The organism is Actinoplanes sichuanensis, from assembly GCF_033097365.1.
Lineage (GTDB): Bacteria > Actinomycetota > Actinomycetes > Mycobacteriales > Micromonosporaceae > Actinoplanes > Actinoplanes sichuanensis.
Map to the genome: position 1 here is coordinate 3,248,572 of NZ_AP028461.1, position 18,211 is coordinate 3,266,782.

The 18,211-nt window shown below is 71.3% G+C and carries 14 protein-coding genes; 6 read left to right on the plus strand and 8 right to left on the minus strand.

What is annotated here, in order from left to right; translation table 11 throughout:
* Positions 1 to 8 precede the first annotated feature (8 nt).
* Positions 9 to 1,925, minus strand: coding sequence for an alpha/beta hydrolase family protein (locus Q0Z83_RS14600; protein WP_317794448.1), 1,917 nt, complete (start codon positions 1,923 to 1,925; stop codon positions 9 to 11).
* A gap of 98 nt (positions 1,926 to 2,023) precedes the next feature.
* Between Q0Z83_RS14600 and Q0Z83_RS14605 the strand changes: the two genes are divergently transcribed.
* Positions 2,024 to 2,728 (plus strand): hypothetical protein, encoded by a 705-nt coding sequence (locus Q0Z83_RS14605; protein WP_317794449.1) that lies wholly within the window; start codon positions 2,024 to 2,026, stop codon positions 2,726 to 2,728.
* Here Q0Z83_RS14605 and Q0Z83_RS14610 read toward each other — a convergent pair whose 3' ends face one another.
* From Q0Z83_RS14610 to Q0Z83_RS14620, 3 genes are read right to left on the minus strand one after another with little or no spacing between them, the layout of a single operon-like run.
* Entirely contained in the window at positions 2,729 to 3,388 is a 660-nt protein-coding gene (locus Q0Z83_RS14610) for a response regulator (RefSeq protein WP_317794450.1), read from the minus strand. It lies immediately after the preceding gene.
* Positions 3,385 to 4,476, minus strand: coding sequence for a sensor histidine kinase (locus Q0Z83_RS14615; RefSeq protein WP_317794451.1), 1,092 nt, complete (start codon positions 4,474 to 4,476; stop codon positions 3,385 to 3,387). The genes Q0Z83_RS14610 and Q0Z83_RS14615 overlap by 4 nt, the downstream gene beginning before the upstream one ends.
* Positions 4,477 to 4,501: 25 nt before the next feature.
* Positions 4,502 to 5,584, minus strand: a complete 1,083-nt coding sequence (locus tag Q0Z83_RS14620) for an alpha/beta hydrolase family protein (protein ID WP_317794452.1) — start codon at positions 5,582 to 5,584, stop codon at positions 4,502 to 4,504.
* Between the two features lie 174 nt (positions 5,585 to 5,758).
* Here Q0Z83_RS14620 and Q0Z83_RS14625 point away from each other — a divergent pair, with 174 nt between their 5' ends.
* Both Q0Z83_RS14625 and Q0Z83_RS14630 read left to right on the plus strand, forming a co-directional pair.
* Positions 5,759 to 6,433, plus strand: coding sequence for a hypothetical protein (locus tag Q0Z83_RS14625; RefSeq protein ID WP_317794453.1), 675 nt, complete (start codon positions 5,759 to 5,761; stop codon positions 6,431 to 6,433).
* Positions 6,434 to 6,489: 56 nt separating this feature from the next.
* The gene (locus Q0Z83_RS14630; RefSeq protein WP_317794454.1) at positions 6,490 to 6,936 is read left to right on the plus strand and encodes an aromatic ring-opening dioxygenase LigA; all 447 of its coding nucleotides are present in this window, start codon (positions 6,490 to 6,492) and stop codon (positions 6,934 to 6,936) included.
* A gap of 234 nt (positions 6,937 to 7,170) precedes the next feature.
* On the opposite strand, the gene Q0Z83_RS14635 is transcribed toward Q0Z83_RS14630, so the two are convergent.
* The 3 genes from Q0Z83_RS14635 to Q0Z83_RS14645 form a co-directional block, all read right to left on the minus strand.
* On the minus strand, positions 7,171 to 8,757 hold the full coding sequence (locus Q0Z83_RS14635) for a HoxN/HupN/NixA family nickel/cobalt transporter (protein ID WP_317794455.1): 1,587 nt from the start codon (positions 8,755 to 8,757) through the stop codon (positions 7,171 to 7,173).
* On the minus strand, positions 8,754 to 10,055 hold the full coding sequence (locus tag Q0Z83_RS14640; protein ID WP_317794456.1) for a tetratricopeptide repeat protein: 1,302 nt from the start codon (positions 10,053 to 10,055) through the stop codon (positions 8,754 to 8,756). The genes Q0Z83_RS14635 and Q0Z83_RS14640 overlap by 4 nt, the downstream gene beginning before the upstream one ends.
* A 175-nt stretch (positions 10,056 to 10,230) precedes the next feature.
* Positions 10,231 to 11,880, minus strand: coding sequence for a DUF4331 domain-containing protein (locus Q0Z83_RS14645; protein ID WP_317794457.1), 1,650 nt, complete (start codon positions 11,878 to 11,880; stop codon positions 10,231 to 10,233).
* A 214-nt stretch (positions 11,881 to 12,094) separates the two neighbouring features.
* Between Q0Z83_RS14645 and Q0Z83_RS14650 the strand changes: the two genes are divergently transcribed.
* The 3 genes from Q0Z83_RS14650 (at position 12,095) to Q0Z83_RS14660 (ending at position 17,246) form a co-directional block, all read left to right on the plus strand.
* Positions 12,095 to 13,444: a glycosyl hydrolase family 18 protein gene (locus Q0Z83_RS14650; RefSeq protein ID WP_317794458.1), complete on the plus strand. Its 1,350-nt coding sequence runs from the start codon at positions 12,095 to 12,097 to the stop codon at positions 13,442 to 13,444.
* Between the two features lie 61 nt (positions 13,445 to 13,505).
* Positions 13,506 to 14,873, plus strand: a complete 1,368-nt coding sequence (locus Q0Z83_RS14655; protein ID WP_317794459.1) for a PQQ-dependent sugar dehydrogenase — start codon at positions 13,506 to 13,508, stop codon at positions 14,871 to 14,873.
* A 186-nt stretch (positions 14,874 to 15,059) separates the two neighbouring features.
* Positions 15,060 to 17,246, plus strand: coding sequence for an MFS transporter (locus Q0Z83_RS14660; RefSeq protein ID WP_317794460.1), 2,187 nt, complete (start codon positions 15,060 to 15,062; stop codon positions 17,244 to 17,246).
* 6 nt (positions 17,247 to 17,252) lie between these two features.
* On the opposite strand, the gene Q0Z83_RS14665 is transcribed toward Q0Z83_RS14660, so the two are convergent.
* A complete protein-coding gene (locus Q0Z83_RS14665) occupies positions 17,253 to 18,206 on the minus strand; it encodes a phosphotransferase (protein ID WP_317794461.1) in 954 nt (317 codons plus the stop codon).
* Between the last annotated feature and the right edge of the window lie 5 nt (positions 18,207 to 18,211).

The window sequence follows — 18,211 nt, forward strand, 5'->3', positions numbered from 1 at the left end:
CGGCGGGATCAGGCGGCCGTCGTCGCGGCGGCTTCCGGGCGGGCGAGTAGGACCAGGTTGGCGGCGGCCGCGGCGCCGACGATCGTGGTGGCCAGGGCCGCGATGTCGGGCAGCGCCCAGAACCCGATGGCCGCGCCGACCACCGAGGCGGCGACCGTCACCGTGAGCCGAACGGGGCGCAGTCGGCGGGAACCGGCCGCGTAGGTGCTCAGGCCCACCGCCGTGCCCACCGACGGGACGGCCACCGCAGCCGAGCCGATGAACGCGGCCGGTCCGACCGTCCACACCAGCAGGATCGCGCAGCACCAACCACCCACCCCGAACAGCACGGGCGTCAGGAACCGCAGCCACACCCCGGTCCGCGGCCGGAACCCACCGCGTCGTCCGACCCGCAGCAGCATCGCCGCGAGCAGGACCACGGTGAGCAGCGCCAGCCCGGCGACGATCCCGAACAGATACCGGCCCAGCGCCGACATGGTCACCGCCGGGCTGAAGTCGACAGCCCGCGGCGTGATCTGCGCGGCCGACACCCGCCCGGTGTCGTAGAACGTGACGAGCAGCTCCGCGCCGGCGGCGGGCTGGTGCTCCCAGAAGTCACCGGTGTGCCCGAGCTCCGGCAGGATCACCTGCCGTCCCCGGGACAGGGTGGGCAGCAACTCCCGGGTGGCCAGTTCGGCGGGCGTCGAGAAGTCCAGGCTCCCACCGACCAGCAGGGTCTCCACGTCACTGGGCCGCAGCGTGCGGTAGTCGGCGTTGTCCGGGCTGTCCGGCCAGGCCGCGAAGAACCCGCCGGGCCCGCCCCACAGCAGGTCGGTGGCCTTGTTGCCGAGGATCGACCCGTGATCGCCACCGGCCGCGTAGTACCGTTCGGCGGCCGGCGCGTCGATCATGCCGAACGACGCGAACTCGCCCCACACGAACGACGTCGGCAGCACCAGGTCGCCGAGGACCGACAGGGCCCACAGCGCCGCCGGGTCGCCGCTGAGATACGCGTCGATCAGGGTGGGTGCGTTCAGCGGGGCGGCACCGGGCCCGTTCAGGAACATGCCGTACATTCCGGCGACCCGCACGTTGCCGTCCTTGATCCGCAACGGACCCCACCGGTCCGGGACGTCCGCGGCGACCTTCCGCATGGCGTCGGTCAGATCGGGGGTACGGCCAGAGCACCCCGCATCCTGCCGGCACAGTTCCGCGTACCGCCCGATCTGCCGATCCGTGATCGCCGGGTCCCAGACGAAGTGCCCGGGCGGGTTGACCGAGAGCATCGCCGACCGTTCCAGCGAGGCCGGGTGCCGCCACGAGTAGATCATCGCGGTCCGGGTTCCGGCGCTGGAGCTGAGCAGGTTGATCCGCCGGTAACCGAGCGCCACCCGGGCCGCTTCGAGATCGTCGACGCGCTGCGCGATCGAATAGCCGGTCAGGTCGACCCCGTCCCCGGTGAGCCGCGCCGCGCACGCCCCGAACGCCGCCGACGCCGCCCGCAGCCCGTCCGCCCCGGCCAGATCGGCCGAGGTCTGTAGCGCCCGGTCCACTTCGGGGCAGTCGAGCCGCCGTGAGCCGTCCACGCCGCGATAGCCGACGAGCACTACGTCATGGCCGTCGATCAGCCGACCGGCCTGCGGAAACTCCAGATTGCTCGCGCCCGGCCCGCCGTTGAGTCGGAAGATCGGCGCCCCGCTGACGGGCCCGGTGGCCCGGATCCGGATCACCGGCAGCGCGATCTGATCCGATTCCGGGTCCCGGCGGTTCTCCGGCACCACGATCGTCCCGCAGTCGGCGGCCACCGTGCCGGACTCCACCTGGTAGTCACAGTCGCGCAGGCTGAACCCGCCCGCCGGAACGTCGAACGTGTCCGCCGGGCGCAGCCCGAGCAGACCGAGGGCGGCCATTACGACCGCCGCGGCGATGATGCTGATTCGTCTCATGCCGGAACCGTAGAAATCCGGGCCCGGCGGAGCGTCCCTCCACGGGGGACACCGGATCTACCCCCGCAGGGGTAGCCGGTATCGGTCAAGCTTGTGGGGTGCGCCTCGAGTTCTGGATGATGACCGCGATCCTCCTGGTGACCATGACCCGGTTGACGAAGGCCCGGTCGTGGTGGCGCGGCGAATGGCGATCCAGCCGGATCCGCTGGCGGGACCGCGCGTGGCTGACGATCGTCGTCAGTGTCGCGGTGCTGTCGGGCACGATGCTGATCGTGTTCGCCTTCGACCGGGACACCGCGTCGAGGGGTGCCCTGCAGGCCGTACGCTCGTTGATCATCTTATCCGGTGTCCTGTTCCTGTCCGTCCCGCTGGCCGGGTGGACCCACTACCTCGACTTCGTGGTCGCGCCGCACCTGCGTTCCGACGACACCCCGCCGTACCTGCGCGGCAGCGGCCCGGTGCCGCCCAACCGGGCCGAACGTCGTGCGCGAAGCCGCCGGAGGCTCCGACTGGGCGCGCCGACGCCGGGCCGGACCGCCATCCGCTTCCACCGACCGGCGATCCGATTCCGTGATCGTTTCCGGGCATACCGCCTGGAGATCGACGGTGAGCCGGTGGGCGAGATCCGCCACGGCGGGGAGGTCCTGATCGTGACCACCCCCGGACCCCGCACCGTGCGGGCGCGCATCGACTGGGTGGAGAGCTCACCGCTGACCGTCCTGGTCCGCCCCGACCGGACGGTGACGGTCCTGGTCGAACCCGGCGACGAGACCGAGTACCTACGCCTCGCGGTTCACGACTGATCACCGTCGCACGGCGCCTCCGCGGTAGGCGATCACCACGGCCTGCGCCCGGTCCCGGGCCTCGATCTTGGCGAGGATCCGCTTCACGTGGGTCTTCACCGTGGACTCGGCCAGGGTCAGCAGGGCGGCGATCTCCGCGTTCGGATAGCCCTCGGCCACCAGTTGAAGCACCTCACGCTCCCGGGCGGTGAGCCGGTCCAACAGCCGGGCCTCCGCCGACCCCGCCGTCGCCGGAGCGGGTGTCACGAACCGGTCGAGGAGTTCGCGGGTCACCGCCGGGTCGATCAGCGCGTCCCCGGCCGCGACGGTCAGCACCGCGTCGATCAGGCGTTCCGGGGAGGCCCGCTTCAGCAGGAAACCACTGGCCCCGGCCTGCACGGCACCCCACACGTACTCGTCGTGGCGGAACGTGGTCAGCACCAGGACCCGCGCCGCCGTTCCGCTCGCCACGATCCGCCGGGTGGCCTCGATCCCGTCGATTCCCGGCATCCGCACGTCCATCACCACGACGTCCGGTTCCAGTTCTCGGCAGAGGGCGACCGCCTCGAGCCCGTCGGCGGCCTGACCGACCAGCGTGATCGCCTCGGCGGTGCCCAACACGACCGCCACCCCGGCCCGCAGCAGCGCGTCGTCGTCGGCGAGCAGTACCCGGACCGTCACGACCGCAACCGGCAGTGCAGGCGGAACCCGTCGGGGCCCGCGCCGTGGGTGGCGGTTCCACCGAACATCGCGGCCCGCTCGCCGATGCCGAGCAGTCCTCGCCCGGGCCGGTAGCCGCCGACCGCCCGCTGACCGTCGTCGCGGACCGTGATGTCCAACCACCCGTCGTCGGCACGCACCGTGACCCAGGCGCGGGTCGCTCCGGCGTGCCGCAGCGCGTTGGTCAGCGCCTCCTGCACGATCCGATAGGCGGTCAGGTCCAGACTGTGCGGCAGATCCGTCACCGCGGGGTCGACCTCCGACGTCGTCGGCAGACCGGCCTCGGTGATGCGCCGGGCCAGGTCGGGAAGCATGTCGAGCCGGTCGGCGCCGACCGGCTCGGCGTCTCCGAGGACACCCAGAACCCGATCGAGTTCGGTCAGCGCGTCCCGCCCGGAATTCTCCAGGTCGAGCAGCAGGTCACGGGCCCGTCCCGGATCCCGGTCGAGGAGTCGGCGGCCCGCACCGGCCTGCACGAGCATCAGGTTGACCGTGTGCCCGATCAGATCGTGCAGCTCACGGGCGATCCGGGCGCGCTCGACAGCGACCGCCCGCTCCCGATCGAGACGCCGCACGGCGCGCTGCTCCTCCTGCCGGCGGGCCATCGCATACCCGGCCGTCCACAGCGCCAGCCACACCACCAGCACTCCCAACGGCTGGGTCGGTCGCACCGCATCATCACGGAACGTGAAGTAGACGCCGACACAGACGACGGTGCCGGCGAGACCCCACCAGGCCTGTCGGCGGCTCGCATGGCGAGCCACCGACCAGACCCCGAGCAGATTGGCGTACGGCGAAAGCCAGCTCACGGGGGTGAGCAGAGCTTCCAGGCACAGCGCCGTGGCACTGAGCACGAACGCCGGGAACGGCAGCCGGCGACGCAGCGCGACGGCCACCGCCAGGAGCACCCCGACGGCCACCGCCGCGACCGCGTCCCCGGCCGGAACCGGGTCCAGCATGAACCGCTCCGCCAGCAGTGCCACCAGGAAGCAGCCACCCAGTGTCGCGTCGAGGGTCGGGGGTGCTTCGGCCGTACCGCTGCCGGGCATGTGTTCTCGTCCTTGATCTTGAAGGTCAGGGGTGGAAGATGATCTCCGGATAAAGCGGTGACGGTCCGTTGAGGAGCGCGCCGCCTCGGTGCCGCAGGTGCCTGTCGAAGAACGCCCGCACATAGGCCCGCTGGATCGCGATCGACCGTTGCGCATCGATCGTGCCGACCACCGGCTCGACCTGCTCCGGAGGTAGCCCCAGCTGCGGGAACAGCGCCTGGTAGTCGGTGAACGACAGGTGCGCGGAGTCCTTGAGCTCGATCCGGTAGCGCGGCCCGCGCAGCCGCTCCCACGCCTTCGTCCATGTCTCGTCCTGCTCACCGTGCGAGTCCGAGCCGAAGAGCAGGAACGGCCGCTTCAGGTCGTGGTCGAGGATCGGGCCGATGAAGCTGCCGTCCAGGTTGACCCCGGCCCGCACACGCTTGTCGACCAGCATCACATCGGCCGCCGTGGTGCCGCCCATCGACGCGCCGAACATGCCGATCCGGGACAGGTCCATGGTCCGGGCCAATGGCATCCGGCGCAGCCGGTCCAGCACGAACCTGGTGTCACGGACCCGCACGTCGACGATCTTCTCCAGCAGCCTCTCCTCCTCTTCGGGGGAGTTCGGCGGGTCGATGGCGGCGGTCGCGATCCGGCCGTCCGGGAACTCGACGAAGTTCGCGTCATGCGTGTGGTCGATGGTGACGACCACGTAGCCGTGGCTGACCAGATCCTCGACCAGCACCGTGCCGGTGGTGCGCTCGACCCCGAAACCGGGGGAGTAGAGGACCACGGGATGACGACCGTTCGCCGGTGGCGCGTCGACGTGACCGTGGGTGACCGGCAGGACGTACGGGCTGTCCGGCGGGTTGATCCGGGCCGCCACCCCGGGTGACACCCAGCCGGCCCGCTGGTGGCCGCGGACCGAGCGGGCCGGGTACCAGATCGACACCATCAGCTCACGGTTCTCCTCCGAGGCCACCCAGGGGTCCGGGCGGGACCTGTCGATCAGGTGGGCGGTGGTCGTGCCGATCAGGGCCGGACCGGTCGGCGGCGGCAGCGAGAGTCGGGTGACGGTGGCCACCGGCGTGGCGGCCAGGGCCAGGGCGAGCAGCGCTTTCATCATGCTCCGAGTGTTCGGCCGGCCGGTCGTCCACAGTAGTCGCGGTCCTCACCGGTTCGATATGCGTTTCGCATGGTCCGGGCCGGGCGAAACACATCCTGGCCGGTGGCGTCCGGTTCCATCCGGCATGTCGGACACCCTTGGACAGGGTTGCGCGACCGATTCAGAATCACCATCGTGCGCCTCTCCCCTCGCCTCCGGATGATCGGCCTCTGCTCGGCACCGATCCTGTTCGCCGCCGTCGGCAGCCTCCTCGGCTGGCCGGGCTGGGTGGTCACCTTGGTGATCCTCGTGGCGGGCGTCGTCCACGGCTTCGTCGTGAGTCCCCGCGACCACGACGGGCAGACGATGCGGACGGCCGCCAAGTGGCGCACCCTGGCGCTGTATTCGGCGGCGTTCGTCTGCGCGGTGGCCACGTTCTTCGGCGCACGGCTGACCGTCCTGGATCTGGCCGGCCGGCCCGTCCTGGCCGACGTCGACTACGTGGACCGCAACGAGACCATCCATCGCGGTGGCCGGGTCACCGTCACCTACTGCTTCCACCTGCGGCATCCGGACGGTTCCTCGATGACCGGCAGCATCTGCCGCGACGGCCGGGACTTCGCCCGCGGCACCCCCGTCGAGGTGCTGACCGAACCGACCGGGCTGGTCGCCCCGGAGACCCCGGAGCGGGTGGCCGCCGTCACGTGGCCGCGCAACATCGCGCTCGGCTCGTTCGCCGTGATGGTCCTGGCCGGTCTGCTCGGCGGGGGAGTCGCGACCCCGGAGCCGCCGCTGGTCCCACCCGGCCGATACGGCCGCTGGAATCCGTCACCACCGAAACCGCGCCGCACCCGCAAACGCCGGCGCTGAGGATCTCATCCCTGGTGGGGGATCCCGTCGCCCGCTTCGTCCCGGATCCTGGCGGCATGGCAGAGAGCAGGCGCGGACCGGTTCCGCTTCTCGGACTTCTGGTGCTCATCGCCGGGGCGATCCTGATCGTCGCCGGTGTGATCACGTACATGACGATCAGCTCCACGCTGTCGGCGCAGCAGATCACCGTGTCCGAGGACGCGGGCGCCTTCGCCGGCCAGCACGTGGACCAGCCGTGGGAGGCCTACGCCGAGGCCAAGGTGATCGCCGAACACGCGGGCGACATCGCCGACGGCAAGACCTACGCCCAGTTGAGCCGCGACGATCCCAACCGCGAGACCGTGATGAACGCGTCCTTCCTCCAGGCGTCCCTGTTCACCTCGGTGGTCGCCTTCGGCGTGGCCGCTCTGGCCGCCGGAATCGGCATCGCCTTCATCCTGATCGGGGTGGCCCTCCGCAGGACGGCCGCACTCCCAGCCCCCGCCGCCGCTCCGACCGCCTGACCCGCCGCCCCGCCCGTGCCGATCCGCGGTTCGTTCTGCACCGTTGTTCCACCCGGCAGGTGCCGATCCGCGGTTCGTTCCGCGTCTCCGTTCCGCCCCGCACGTGCCGACCTGTGGTTCGTTCCGCTTCGCCCGTGCCGACCTGTGGTTCGTTCTGCACCGCGGATCGGCACGGGGTGCGGTGTCGGTGTCTTGTGGCGATTTGCGGTCTTAAATGGCTCATGCGGTGCCGCCTCAGGCGACGGCCCGAAGGCCGATGCCCAGCCCTACGATGACGACCAGGGTCGCGGTGGCGGTCGGTGCGCTTGCGGCGATACGGGTGGTGAGGCGGGAGAACCCTCCGGCCCGACCACGTGCGGTGATCAGGTGGGACAGGCGATTCTGGGCCATCACCAGCAGAAGCCCGACCGCGGTCAGCGTCGCGGCCATCCCCAACCCGTAGGCGATCACCAGCGCCACGCCGAGCCCGGCGCGGCCGAGACCGATCGCTCCCAGCAGCACCACCAGCGCGGACGGGCTCGGCACCAGGCCACCGGCGAGTCCGATCCCAGCCAATCCGAGCCGCCGCCGAAGCCGCCCACCGACCCCCGCCGTCCCGCCGTCGTGACCGTGACCGTGGCCGTGGAGGCCGTGGCCGTGGTGATCGTGGGGGGCGTGGCCGTGTGGACCATGGGTGTGGCTGTGCGGGTCGTGGGGGGTATGGCTGTGCGGGTCGTGGGTGTGGCTGTGCGGGTCGTGGTGGGTGTGGCCGTGCAGGCCGCGGTCGTGGGTGTGGCCATGGCTGTCGGAGCGGGAACGGCGGGCCGTGATCAGCATGCCGGCGCCGACCACGACGACCAGTAGGCCGCTGGCGACGCCGAGGACGGTCAGGACACGTTCACCGGCCAGGGCGGTCGACGTGCTCAGCAGCAACCCGACCACCAGCACGGCGCCGGTGTGCGCGAACGTCACCGCCCCACCGACGGCGAGCGCGTCGCGGATCCGTCCGCGCCGTCCCGCGAAGTAGGCGGCCATCACCGTCTTCCCGTGTCCGGGCAGCATCGCATGTCCGGCTCCGAGCAGCACCGCCAGCAGAAACGCCAGCCCGACCACCACCGGCGTGAGCCGTCCGCCGAGGGCGGCCTCGACCCGTTCCTGCGCCGCCGCGAGCAGCCCCGGACCGCCCGGCACGTCGAGCGGCCGTCCGGTTCCGGCGCCGGGCGTTCCGTCCCCGCCGACCTGCACGGTCGCCGTCCGCACATCAGGAGCGGAGGTCAAGAGATCCTGGGGGTACGCCCGAAGTCGCCCCGTGACACTCTCCTCCGGAACCGTCGACGCCGACAGCCGCACCCCGTCCCCGGCCGCGGTGATCTCCCGCCAGCCGACCCGGTCCGCCCGGTACCCGTTGTCGGCCCGCACGTCGACGACTCCGCCGAGCCGGGCCGGGGCACTGAGCGCACATTCGAGCCGGCTGGTCGCCAGTCCGCCGGAAGCGGGCACCACCTGATAGACCGGTGACGCCACCGCCCAGACGAGCCGTTCCCCGGCGGCCGTGACCGAGAACCCGTCGGCGAACCGCCCACACTCCGCGACCGCGTACCCGTCCCGCTCGGTCGCCGAGAGAACGCCGTCCCCGTCCACGTCGGCCCGCGCCCGGTCCTGGAGGGTGGGCAGCTCGGCCACGTCGACGACCGCGGTCACGTCGACCCGATCCGGCCGCAGGGTCAGCCCCGCGTACTGGTTGACCGAGAACCTACCGAGCGGATGCGCCTGAGCCGGTGCCGCGGGCCAGAGCAGCACTCCGGCGACCAGCGCACCCACGACCGTCAGATACCTGTTCATCGATTGCCTCCGGAGGTGCGCAGCCCGGCGAGGGCCCGGCGGGCGAGCGGCCCGTCGACGGGGGAGAAGTAGGGGTTGGTGTCCAGCGCCCGGGCCAGCGACGCACGGGCCGCCTCCGGCTGCCCGAGACCGAGTTCGATCATTCCAAGGTGGTACGCGTGACCGGCCGCCCGTGATCCTCCGGCGAGGGCCCGTCGCGCGTAGGGCAACGCCTCCGCATCCCGTCCGGCGGTGTGCAGCGACCAGGCCAGCATGTCGGCGACGTCCGGGTGCTGCCGTCGCTGCCACTCGGCGCGTGCGGCCGTGACGGCCTCCTCCGGCCGGCCTTGAGCGAGCGCCAGTTCGGCGGCGGCCAGCCCGTCCGCACCCCCGTTGGCGGCGAACAGGCCCTCGGCCGCGGCGGCCAGTTCGATCTGCTGATCGGCTTCGGCCTGCCGATCGGCCACGCGAAGCAGCGTCGCGTACTCCAGCAGCGTCGAGGTGGCCGGCATCCGGGCGACGAGTCGTCCGTACCCGGAGAGGTCACCTCGCACCGCGCCGATCCGGGCCATCCCGTGCTGGGCGCCGAAGGCGGACGGATCCGCCGCGAGCGCCGCCGCGTAGGCGGCCTCGGCGGTCGCGAGATCCCCGCGGCCGAACGCGAGATCACCCAGCTGGGCCTGGCAGAATGCGACGTCATGCGGGTCGACCGCATTGTCGAGGGCCTGCCGCATGAGCGACTCCGCCTCGGTCACCCGCCCGCGTAGTTCGAGGTCGTAGGAGGCCCGGGCGTAGGCGGCGAGGCCCGGCCGTAGATCGAGCATCCGCTGCACGGCCTCGGTGGCCCCGGCCGCGTCCCCGAGTTGGGTGAGCGCGTCGGCGAGCACCCCGTACGCCCCGGCGTCGTGATCGTTGACGGTCAGGGCCTCGCGGGCCCGGTCACGGGCGGCCCCGAAGTCGTGCCGCGCGTTGGCGAGCGCCCCGAGCACCACGAGCCCGTCGCTGTTGCCGTCCGGCCGCAGCCGCAGTGACCGCAGCGCCGCCTCCTCGGCCTTCGGATAGAGCCCCGGATCAGCGGTGATCCGGGCCTGCTCCAGATAGGCGGCGCCGAGGGAGGCCCAGCCCGGCCAATCCCCGGGCACGGCCCGCAGCTGCTGCTGGGCCCGCGTGATCCGCTGCGCGAGCACGTCGGCGGGCGGCCGGGTATCGGTCGTTGCCACCGGGATCGGCGCCTCCGGCCGGACCACGATCGCGGCGGTGCCGAGCAGGCCTGCCGCAAGGACACCGGCGAGTCCGAAACGGATCAGATTGCGTCGCATGACAGATTCCTCCACCGAGGAGCGGGAGTCGAGAGCGGGAGTCGAGAGCGGGAGTGGAGAGCGGGAGTCAGGGCGGGAGCCGAGACCGGGCGCGGGGAGCGGGCCGCGAGCGGTGAGAGCGAGAGGGGAGAGCGTCCCGGGCGAACCGCACGCCCGCCCGGGACGCCCGCGGGCGTCAGAAGGTCAGCGTCCGATCGGGATCGGCACCCCGGCCGCGCCGCCGGTACCACCGGAGCAGCAGGAACACCCCGGCCAGGACGATCACCAGGCCGAGCCCGGTGGCGCCGGAGACCACCGCCACCGGAACGAGATCCGGTGCCGGCTGTGCGACGTCGGTGTCCGAGGCGGGTGCCGCCGCGGCCGCGGGGGAGGATCCGGTGAGCTTGGCGGCCGTGGCGGGCTGCTTGGCGGCGCTGTTCACGGCGACCCCGTTGGGCAGCGCGACGTACGGGAACTCCCCACTGAACTGCTGGTCGTTGGTGTTCACGGCGTCCCCGGCGGCGAGCGCGTCGACGAGCTTGCCGGTCTGCGCCGCCCCGACCAGCGCCTGCAGTTCGATGTCGACCACGTCGTCGGTGAGTCGCCGCCCGTTCGGGAACCCCTGCAGGTCACCGGCGAGCACCCCGAGCCGGTCGGGTGCCCCGGCGACCGGTACCGACAGGTTCAGCCGCAACTGCTCGGACGGCCGGAACCGGGACGCCTTGACGTCGGCGTTGTTCAGCTGCGAGTTGAGATCGGCCTTGATCGGGCCGCCGGCCTTGGTGGTGATGCCGGTCAGGAAGATCTCGGCGAGGTCGTTGCGCGGTGTCTTCGGGGCCGGGATCTTGTAGATCGACTCGATCAGCTTCGGCACCTCGGGTTCGAGTACCCGCTTGACCAGTGCCGGGATCCCGGCGTCCCGCTCCGGCGGGGTGGCGTTGAACGTGTCCTTCAGTGAAGCGGGCACGACCACCTCGTTGACCAGCGGGTTACCCAGCCGGGACACCTGCACCTTGCCTCCGGACCCACGGCCGCCGGTGATCCGTACCCGATCGCGCTCGGTCGTGGTCCACACCCCGATCACCGGGTTGCGGGTGGCGTCCCCCTTGAGCGCCACGTCCGCGAACGGCACCTGCAGCGCGATCGTGTTGACGTTGTAGCCGGCCACCGTGTCCTGCCCGGTCTCCGAGAGGTCACCGCCGTACAGCAGGTCGAAGACGCGCAGGTCGAGGAAGAACGGGTCGTCGGCCTGACCGGCGAAGATCTTCCAACCCCCGGGGAGGGTACGGGTGGCCTGCTGCCGCAATGTGCCGTAGTCGGGCATCGACGCGGCCCCGACCCGCGACGGCGCGACCGGTGCGTCCTCGACACGCGTCTTGAACGGCTCGCCGTTGAACGACGACTGCAGGCTGTAGGTCTGCTTGAACAGCAGGTTCTCGTCGTCGATCGAGGTGACCGGCCCGTTGTTGTACAGGAACGTGCTGTCGCCCCGGTTGTCGACGCTGCGGAACTTCCACTTGAACTCGGCGTCCGGTTTGGCGTCACCGTCGTTGTCGACCTTGATGTGGTACGTGGCGTCGGTCGCGAACGGGTAGAAGTTGGGCCCGCCGTTCGGCTCCTCGAACGGCTGCCAGTTGGCGACGAACGTGACGTAGCCGGGCCGTTCCGGGCTGACGAAGGCGTACAGGTCGGTGTTGTCGATCGCCGGGTCGGCGGCGACCAGGGGCGCCTCACGGTGGCTGGACGCCGTCGCGGTCCCGGGGCCGAGACCGTACAGCGTGCCGCCGAGCAGCGCGATCGCGCCGAGCGCGGCAGCGGTGCGCCGCAGGCGGGTGTCAACCGTCATCACTGGGTCCTTCCGTGCTGGCGAGAGTCGGTCTCTCGGCACGGATTCGCGGCCCCCGCATCTCCGGATGGGCGATTGTGGACTTGCCGACATCCACCCATCCGGGCGGCGTACTGCTCCGAATCCCCTGGTTCCGGAACCTCGTGTTCTTATTGACGTCTGTAAGTTAACTTTCCTAACCTTTGCTGACCCGGACAGAAGGGTCACATCCCCCATGAAGATCAGAAAAGTCCTCGCGGCCGCCCTCACCCTCGCCACCTCGGCGATGGGGCTGGCCGCGGCGCAGCCCGCGTCGGCCGTGGTGCTGCCCAACGGCTTCAAGAGCGTCGGCTACATGCCGTCCTGGGCCGGCAGCGTCACCGCCGTCCAGTACTCGAAACTGACCCACATCAACTACTCGTTCGCGCTGCCCAACGCCAACGGCACCCTCCAGCCGATCGAGAACACCGCCAAACTCCAGCAGCTGGTCACCCTCGGGCACCAGAACAACGTGCGGGTCTCGCTCGCGGTCGGTGGCTGGAACGACGGCAACGACTCGGCGTTCGAGAGTCTGGCCGCCAACTCGGGCACCCGCACCACGTTCGTCAACGCGCTGATGTCGGTGGTGCGCCAGTACGACCTGGACGGCATCGACATCGACTGGGAGTACCCGGACCCGGGCACGTCGGGCAACAACTACACGGCCCTGATGGGGCAGCTCAGCACCGCCCTGCACAACGAGGGCAAACTGCTGACCGCGGCCGTGGTCAGCGAGGGTGGGACCGCGAACGGCGTACAGCCGGCGGTTTTCGGATATGTCGACTGGCTGAACATCATGGCCTACGACGGCGGCAGCCCGCACGCCAACTACGACTGGTCGATCGCCGCGGCGAACTTCTGGAAGAGCCGAGGGCTGCCCAAGGCCAAGACCGTGCTCGGGGTGCCCTTCTACAGTCGGCCCGGTTATTACACGTACGCCCAGCTCGTCGCTCTTGATCCGGCCAACGCGAACCGGGACTGCACGACGGCGGGTGGGGCGCAGCAGTGTTACAACGGGCTGCCAACGATCCGCCGCAAGACCCAGTGGGCGCTGGCCAACGCCGGCGGCATCATGAACTGGGAGCTGAGCCAGGACGCCACGGGGGCGAACTCGCTGGTCAGCGCCATCTACGAGACGGTCATGGGCGGCACCGGCCCGGTCGGCCGGACCGGCCGGATCACCGGCCTGGGCGGCAAGTGCGTCGACATCAACGCGGCCAACAGCGCCAACGGCACCGCCGTGCAGCTGTACGACTGCAACGGCAGCGGCGCGCAGACCTGGACGGTCGGCACCGACGGCACGATCCGTGGTCTGGGCAAGTGCCTGGACGTGAACGCGGCCGGCACGGTCAACGGCTCGCTCGTGCAGATCTACGACTGCAACGGAACCGGCGCCCAGCAGTGGCAGTCCGCCGCGGACGGCACGTTGCGCAACCCGGCCAGCGGCCGCTGCCTGGACGCCCAGAACAACAGCTCCGCCAACGGCACCCGCCTGCAGATCTGGGACTGTTTCGCCGGCGCCAACCAACGCTGGACCCTCCCGTAGTCAACCACCCGAAAGGCACGCCGGTTTGCCACCCGGCGTGCCGGGTGGGTACAAGTGCCCGATGAGGACGATCGCGCACGGTGTGATGACGGTGGGCCTGGTGCTCGCGCTGGGGGCCTGCACCGCTGAGGAGCAGGCCCCCTCCGGCCCGGGACAGCCCACGGTGGCCGGCTCCGGCGGGGCCGTGGTTCCGGAGCTGGCGGCGACCGCGGTCGAACCGCTCGGCGACACCGGGACGGCGCCGTTCGACCAGGCGCGGACGGTTCAGGCGCCGCCCGGGTGGACGGTGAGTGTGTGGGCGCGGATCCCGAGTGCCCGGCTGCTGGCCTGGACCCCGGATCGGCAGTTGCTGGTGTCGCGGCCGAAGTTCGGTGACGTGCTGGCGCTGACGCCCGGCGCCGAAGGGGCGGTGCCCGCCCAGCGGACCCTGCTCAGCGGGCTGAACCAGCCGCACGGCCTGGCCTTCGCCGGGGACACGCTCTACGTCGCCGAGAGCGACCAGGTCAACTCGTTCACCTACCGCAACGGGCAGGTCGCCGACCGGAAGATCGTGATCGACGGTCTGCCCGACGACAAGAGCCCGGAGCTGCGCGGTGCCTACTCGCACGCGCTGAAGAGCGTCGCGATCGGCAAGGACGGCAGCATCTACGTGTCGGTCGGGTCGACCGGCAACATCTCCGAGCAGGATCGGGACGCCACCCCGCAGCGGGCCACGATCCTCAAGACCCCGGCCGGCGGCGGGACGCCCACGGTGTTCGCGCGCGGTGTCCGCAACGGCACCGGCCTGGCCGTGGACCCGGACGGCGCGGTGTGGACGGCGGTCAACCATCGGGACAACATCCAGTTCCCGTACGAGCTGGACTACGACGGTGACGGCGGCAAGGACAACGGCGACGTGCTGCAGTCGTACGTCAACGATCATCCGATGGAGCAGCTGGCCCGCCTGACCGAGGGTCGGGATCTGGGCTGGCCGTACTGCAACTCGGAGCCGGATGTGAACCCGGGCGACCCGAAGTCGCCGCTGAGTTACACCGACCGGCCGTTCGTGCTGGACCTGCAGACCAACGTGGACGGCTCGAAGCTCGACTGTGCGAAGCTGCCGCCGGTCGAGCAGGGGATGGGTGCGCATTCGGCCCCGCTGGGCCTGACTTTCGTGTCGGCGCCGGGTCTGCCCGGGTCGTACGGTCCGGGGGCGCTCGTCGGTATTCACGGTTCGTGGAACCGGAAGCCGCCGCGCCCGCCGGAGGTGTCGTTCTACGCCTGGCGCAACGGCACGCTGGGTCCGCAGCAGACCCTGCTGACCGGCTTCCAGCTGGCTGACGGTTCGCGCTGGGGGCGCCCGGTGATGGCGGTGCAGGGCCCGGACGGCGCCCTCTACGTCAGCGACGACCACGCGGGCGCCGTCTACCGGGTGACCGCTCCGGCCTAGTGCATATCGTCAAGCATCGATGCGTACCGGTAGTGAGCGACACGTGACAGGGAGTGGACAGGGTCGATGACCTCGATCTAGAGTGGCCGGAATTGACGCGAGCGGCGTCGGGGGCGCATCGGCCGTCTTTCGTTCTTCGTGAGTGGCGAGGATGCTGCCAGCCTTTCGTTCGACAGGTTGGTATTGATGCGATCACTGGACTATCCGGTCGGGCGGGGCACTCCGGTCACACCGCCCGGCGGCGCGGCACTGTTGGACGAGCTGACCCACGCCGAGTCCGCCGGGCCGGTCGTGCGCACGTACATCTGCGTGCCGTTCGGTGGCGGCGACGCAGGCGTGTATCAACCGGTCGCCGACGCGCTACCGGCCGGGCACCGGCTGTTCTCCGTCGTGCTGCCGGACCCGGATCCGGGCATCGACGAGCTGGCCGGCTGGTGCGCGGCCGAGATCCTGGAGCGGATCGACGGGCCGCTCGTGCTGTACGGGCACTCCGGTGCCGGGTCGGCTCTCGCGCTGGAGCTGGCCCGGCGCCTGACCGCGGCCGGGCGCACGCCGGAGGCGGTCTACGTCGGAGCGGTGTTCCCGTCCGCCCGGCCGGAGAGCCGCCTGATCAGCGGCGTCTCGACGTGGCTGCGCCGACTGCGGTCCGATCAGGCGTACGCGAACCGGCTCGCCGCCCTCGGCCTGGACCTCAGCGAGCTCGAACCGGACGAGGCGGCGCGCGTGGTCCGTAGTCTGCGCGCCGACGCCGACCGGGCCGAGGAGCACTACACCAGGCTGCTGGCGCACGCCGCCGAACGTCTGCCGGTCCCGATCATCACGATCGTCGGCACCGGCGACCCGACCACCGAATACTTCGCGGAACGGTTCCGCGAGTGGCACCTGCTCACCGACACGTCCGCGCTGGTCGTGCTGCACGGGGCCGGCCACTACTTCCTCGGGATCCGGGCGAAGGACGTCGCCCGGATCCTCACCACCGTCGACGAGGCCCTACCGGCCGGCACCGACCCGGCCGGTCCGGGCGACGAGTGGCGGCTGGCCGAGGTGTCCCGAAGCCGCGAGCGTGCCCACCGGACCGGTCCGCGGCCCAGCATGCGCCGGTTCGCCACGGTCGCTGCCAGCCAGCTGGTCGCCCTGACCGGTGCGCAGATCGCCGACTTCGCGGTACCCCTGTGGATCTACAGCATGACCGGGTCGCTGACCCGGTTCGGACTGCTCACCCTGCTCGCGATCGCACCCGGCGTGGTGGTCGCGCCGCTGGCCGGTGCGGTCATCGACCGGTTCGACAGGCGGACCGTGATGCTCGCCGGTGATGCCGCGGCCGGGCTGGTGATCGCCGCGATGGCCGCCTGCTACGCGACCGGCAGCCTGCTCGAGTGGCCGATCTACCCGCTGCTGGCACTGTTGTCGGTGGCCCTCACCTTCCAGCGGCTGGCCTACCTGTCGGCGGTGCCGCAGCTGGTGCCGAAACAGTTCCTCGGACACGCCAACGGCCTGGTCCAGACGGCCGACGGCACGGCCCGCCTGATCGCCCCGCTGGCCGGCGCCGCCCTGCTGGCCGCCCTCGGCATCGAGTGGATCCTGCTGCTGGAGCTGGCCACCGTCGCCGTGTCGATCGTCGTGGTCTTCGCGGTCCGGTTCCCCCGGACGATGGCCCATCAACGGCCCGAGCCGCTGCTGGCCGAGATCGTGGCCGGGCTGCGCTACTCGGTCGGCAACCGCAGTTTCCGGGCGATGCTCGGCCTGTTCGCGGTCGTCAACGTGTTCATGTCGCCGCTGATCCTGCTGGTCCAGCCGCTGGCGCTGAGCTTCGTGTCGCTCGCCACGGCGGGCTGGATCTCGTTCGCCGGCGGTCTCGGCGCGGCCACCGGCGGACTGATGCTGACCGTGTGGGGTGGGCCGCGTCGCCGCCGGATGCGGGCGGTGCTGCTGTTCATCCTGCTGTTCTCGGTGTTCGCGGTGCTCACCGGGTGGCGCGCGTCGCCGTACCCGGTCGCCGTCGGGGTCTTCGGGATCCTGTTCTCCCTGTCGGTGACCAACGGCATCTACATGACGATGATCCAGATCAAGGTGCCGCCGCGGTTCCACGGCCGAGTGCTGGCGGCCAACCAGATGATCGCCTGGTCGTCGATGCCGGTGGCGTTCCTGCTGGTCGCACCGGGCGCCACACATCTGCTGAATCCGCTGCTGGAACCGGGCGGCGCGCTGGCGTCCACGGTCGGCACGCTGATCGGCGTCGGACCGGGCCGGGGGATCGGGCTCACCTACATCCTGTGCGGGCTGGCGATCGCCGCGGTGGCCGCCCGGGCGCTGCGGCACCGCCTGCTGTCGCGTTTCGACGAGGAGGTACCGGACGCGGTCTCCGGCACCTGACCGGCGTCAGATCGTCGTCGGTTCCAGCAGCTCACCGAGCCAGGCGGCGGGCGCGTTGCGGAACCGCTCGTCGACCGGCACGACCGCGTCGGCCAGCCCACGCTGCCAGGACATCGCCCGCGACACCCGGGTGACCCGGCAGGCCAGGGTGGCCGAGCGGCGCAGCGCCGACAGGTCGGCGAGGTCGGTCCACGGCTCCAGATAGGCGTCCCGCAGCCGCGCCAGCGTGGCCGGGCGGTCGGCGGCGTCGAGCGCGTCGTGCATGGTGTTCAGCGTGACCAGCAGCGTGCCGAAAGGGTGCCCGACACTGGCGTCACCCCAGTCGAAGAACCGCAGGTCCGCGAAGACGTTGTCGTCGTGCAGGTCGTCGTGCTGCACCGCGGCCGGAACACCGTCGGCGGCCAGTTCGGCGCACCACCGCGCGAAGTCACCGGTCAGAGCGGGAACGCGCGGGTCCAGGTCGGCGGTGACCGACGGGTCGTCGAGGAGACCGGCCAGGAGGCCGGGCAGGAGCGAAGGCCGCTGATCCGGTACGCCCAGAGCACACAACCGATCGACATGGGCGACGGTGGCCCGCTGGAGCACGGAATAGGCCTGCAACATCGCGATCCACGTCGTCGTCCGGCCGTCCGCGGTGATGGTGCTCCGTAGGGTGGGCCCGGCGTCGGCGGTCAGCAGCCAGCCCCGGTCGGTGTCCACGGCCAGCGGCGCGAGGGTGGCACCCGGGGCGATCCCGGCCAGCGCTTCGGCGAGGCCCGCCTCGTACCGGCATCCGGTGATGTTGGCCTTGAACCACCGCACCCCGGCACCCGTGGGCACCCGATGCGTGACCGACCACGGCCGGACCCGGAACTCCTCGATCTCGCCGGTGACCGGCGTGCCCACCTCGCCCAGCCGGGCGGTGACCCACGCGTGGGCCGCGGCCCGCCACCGCGGATCGGTCCAGTCGTTGTCGCGCACGAGAT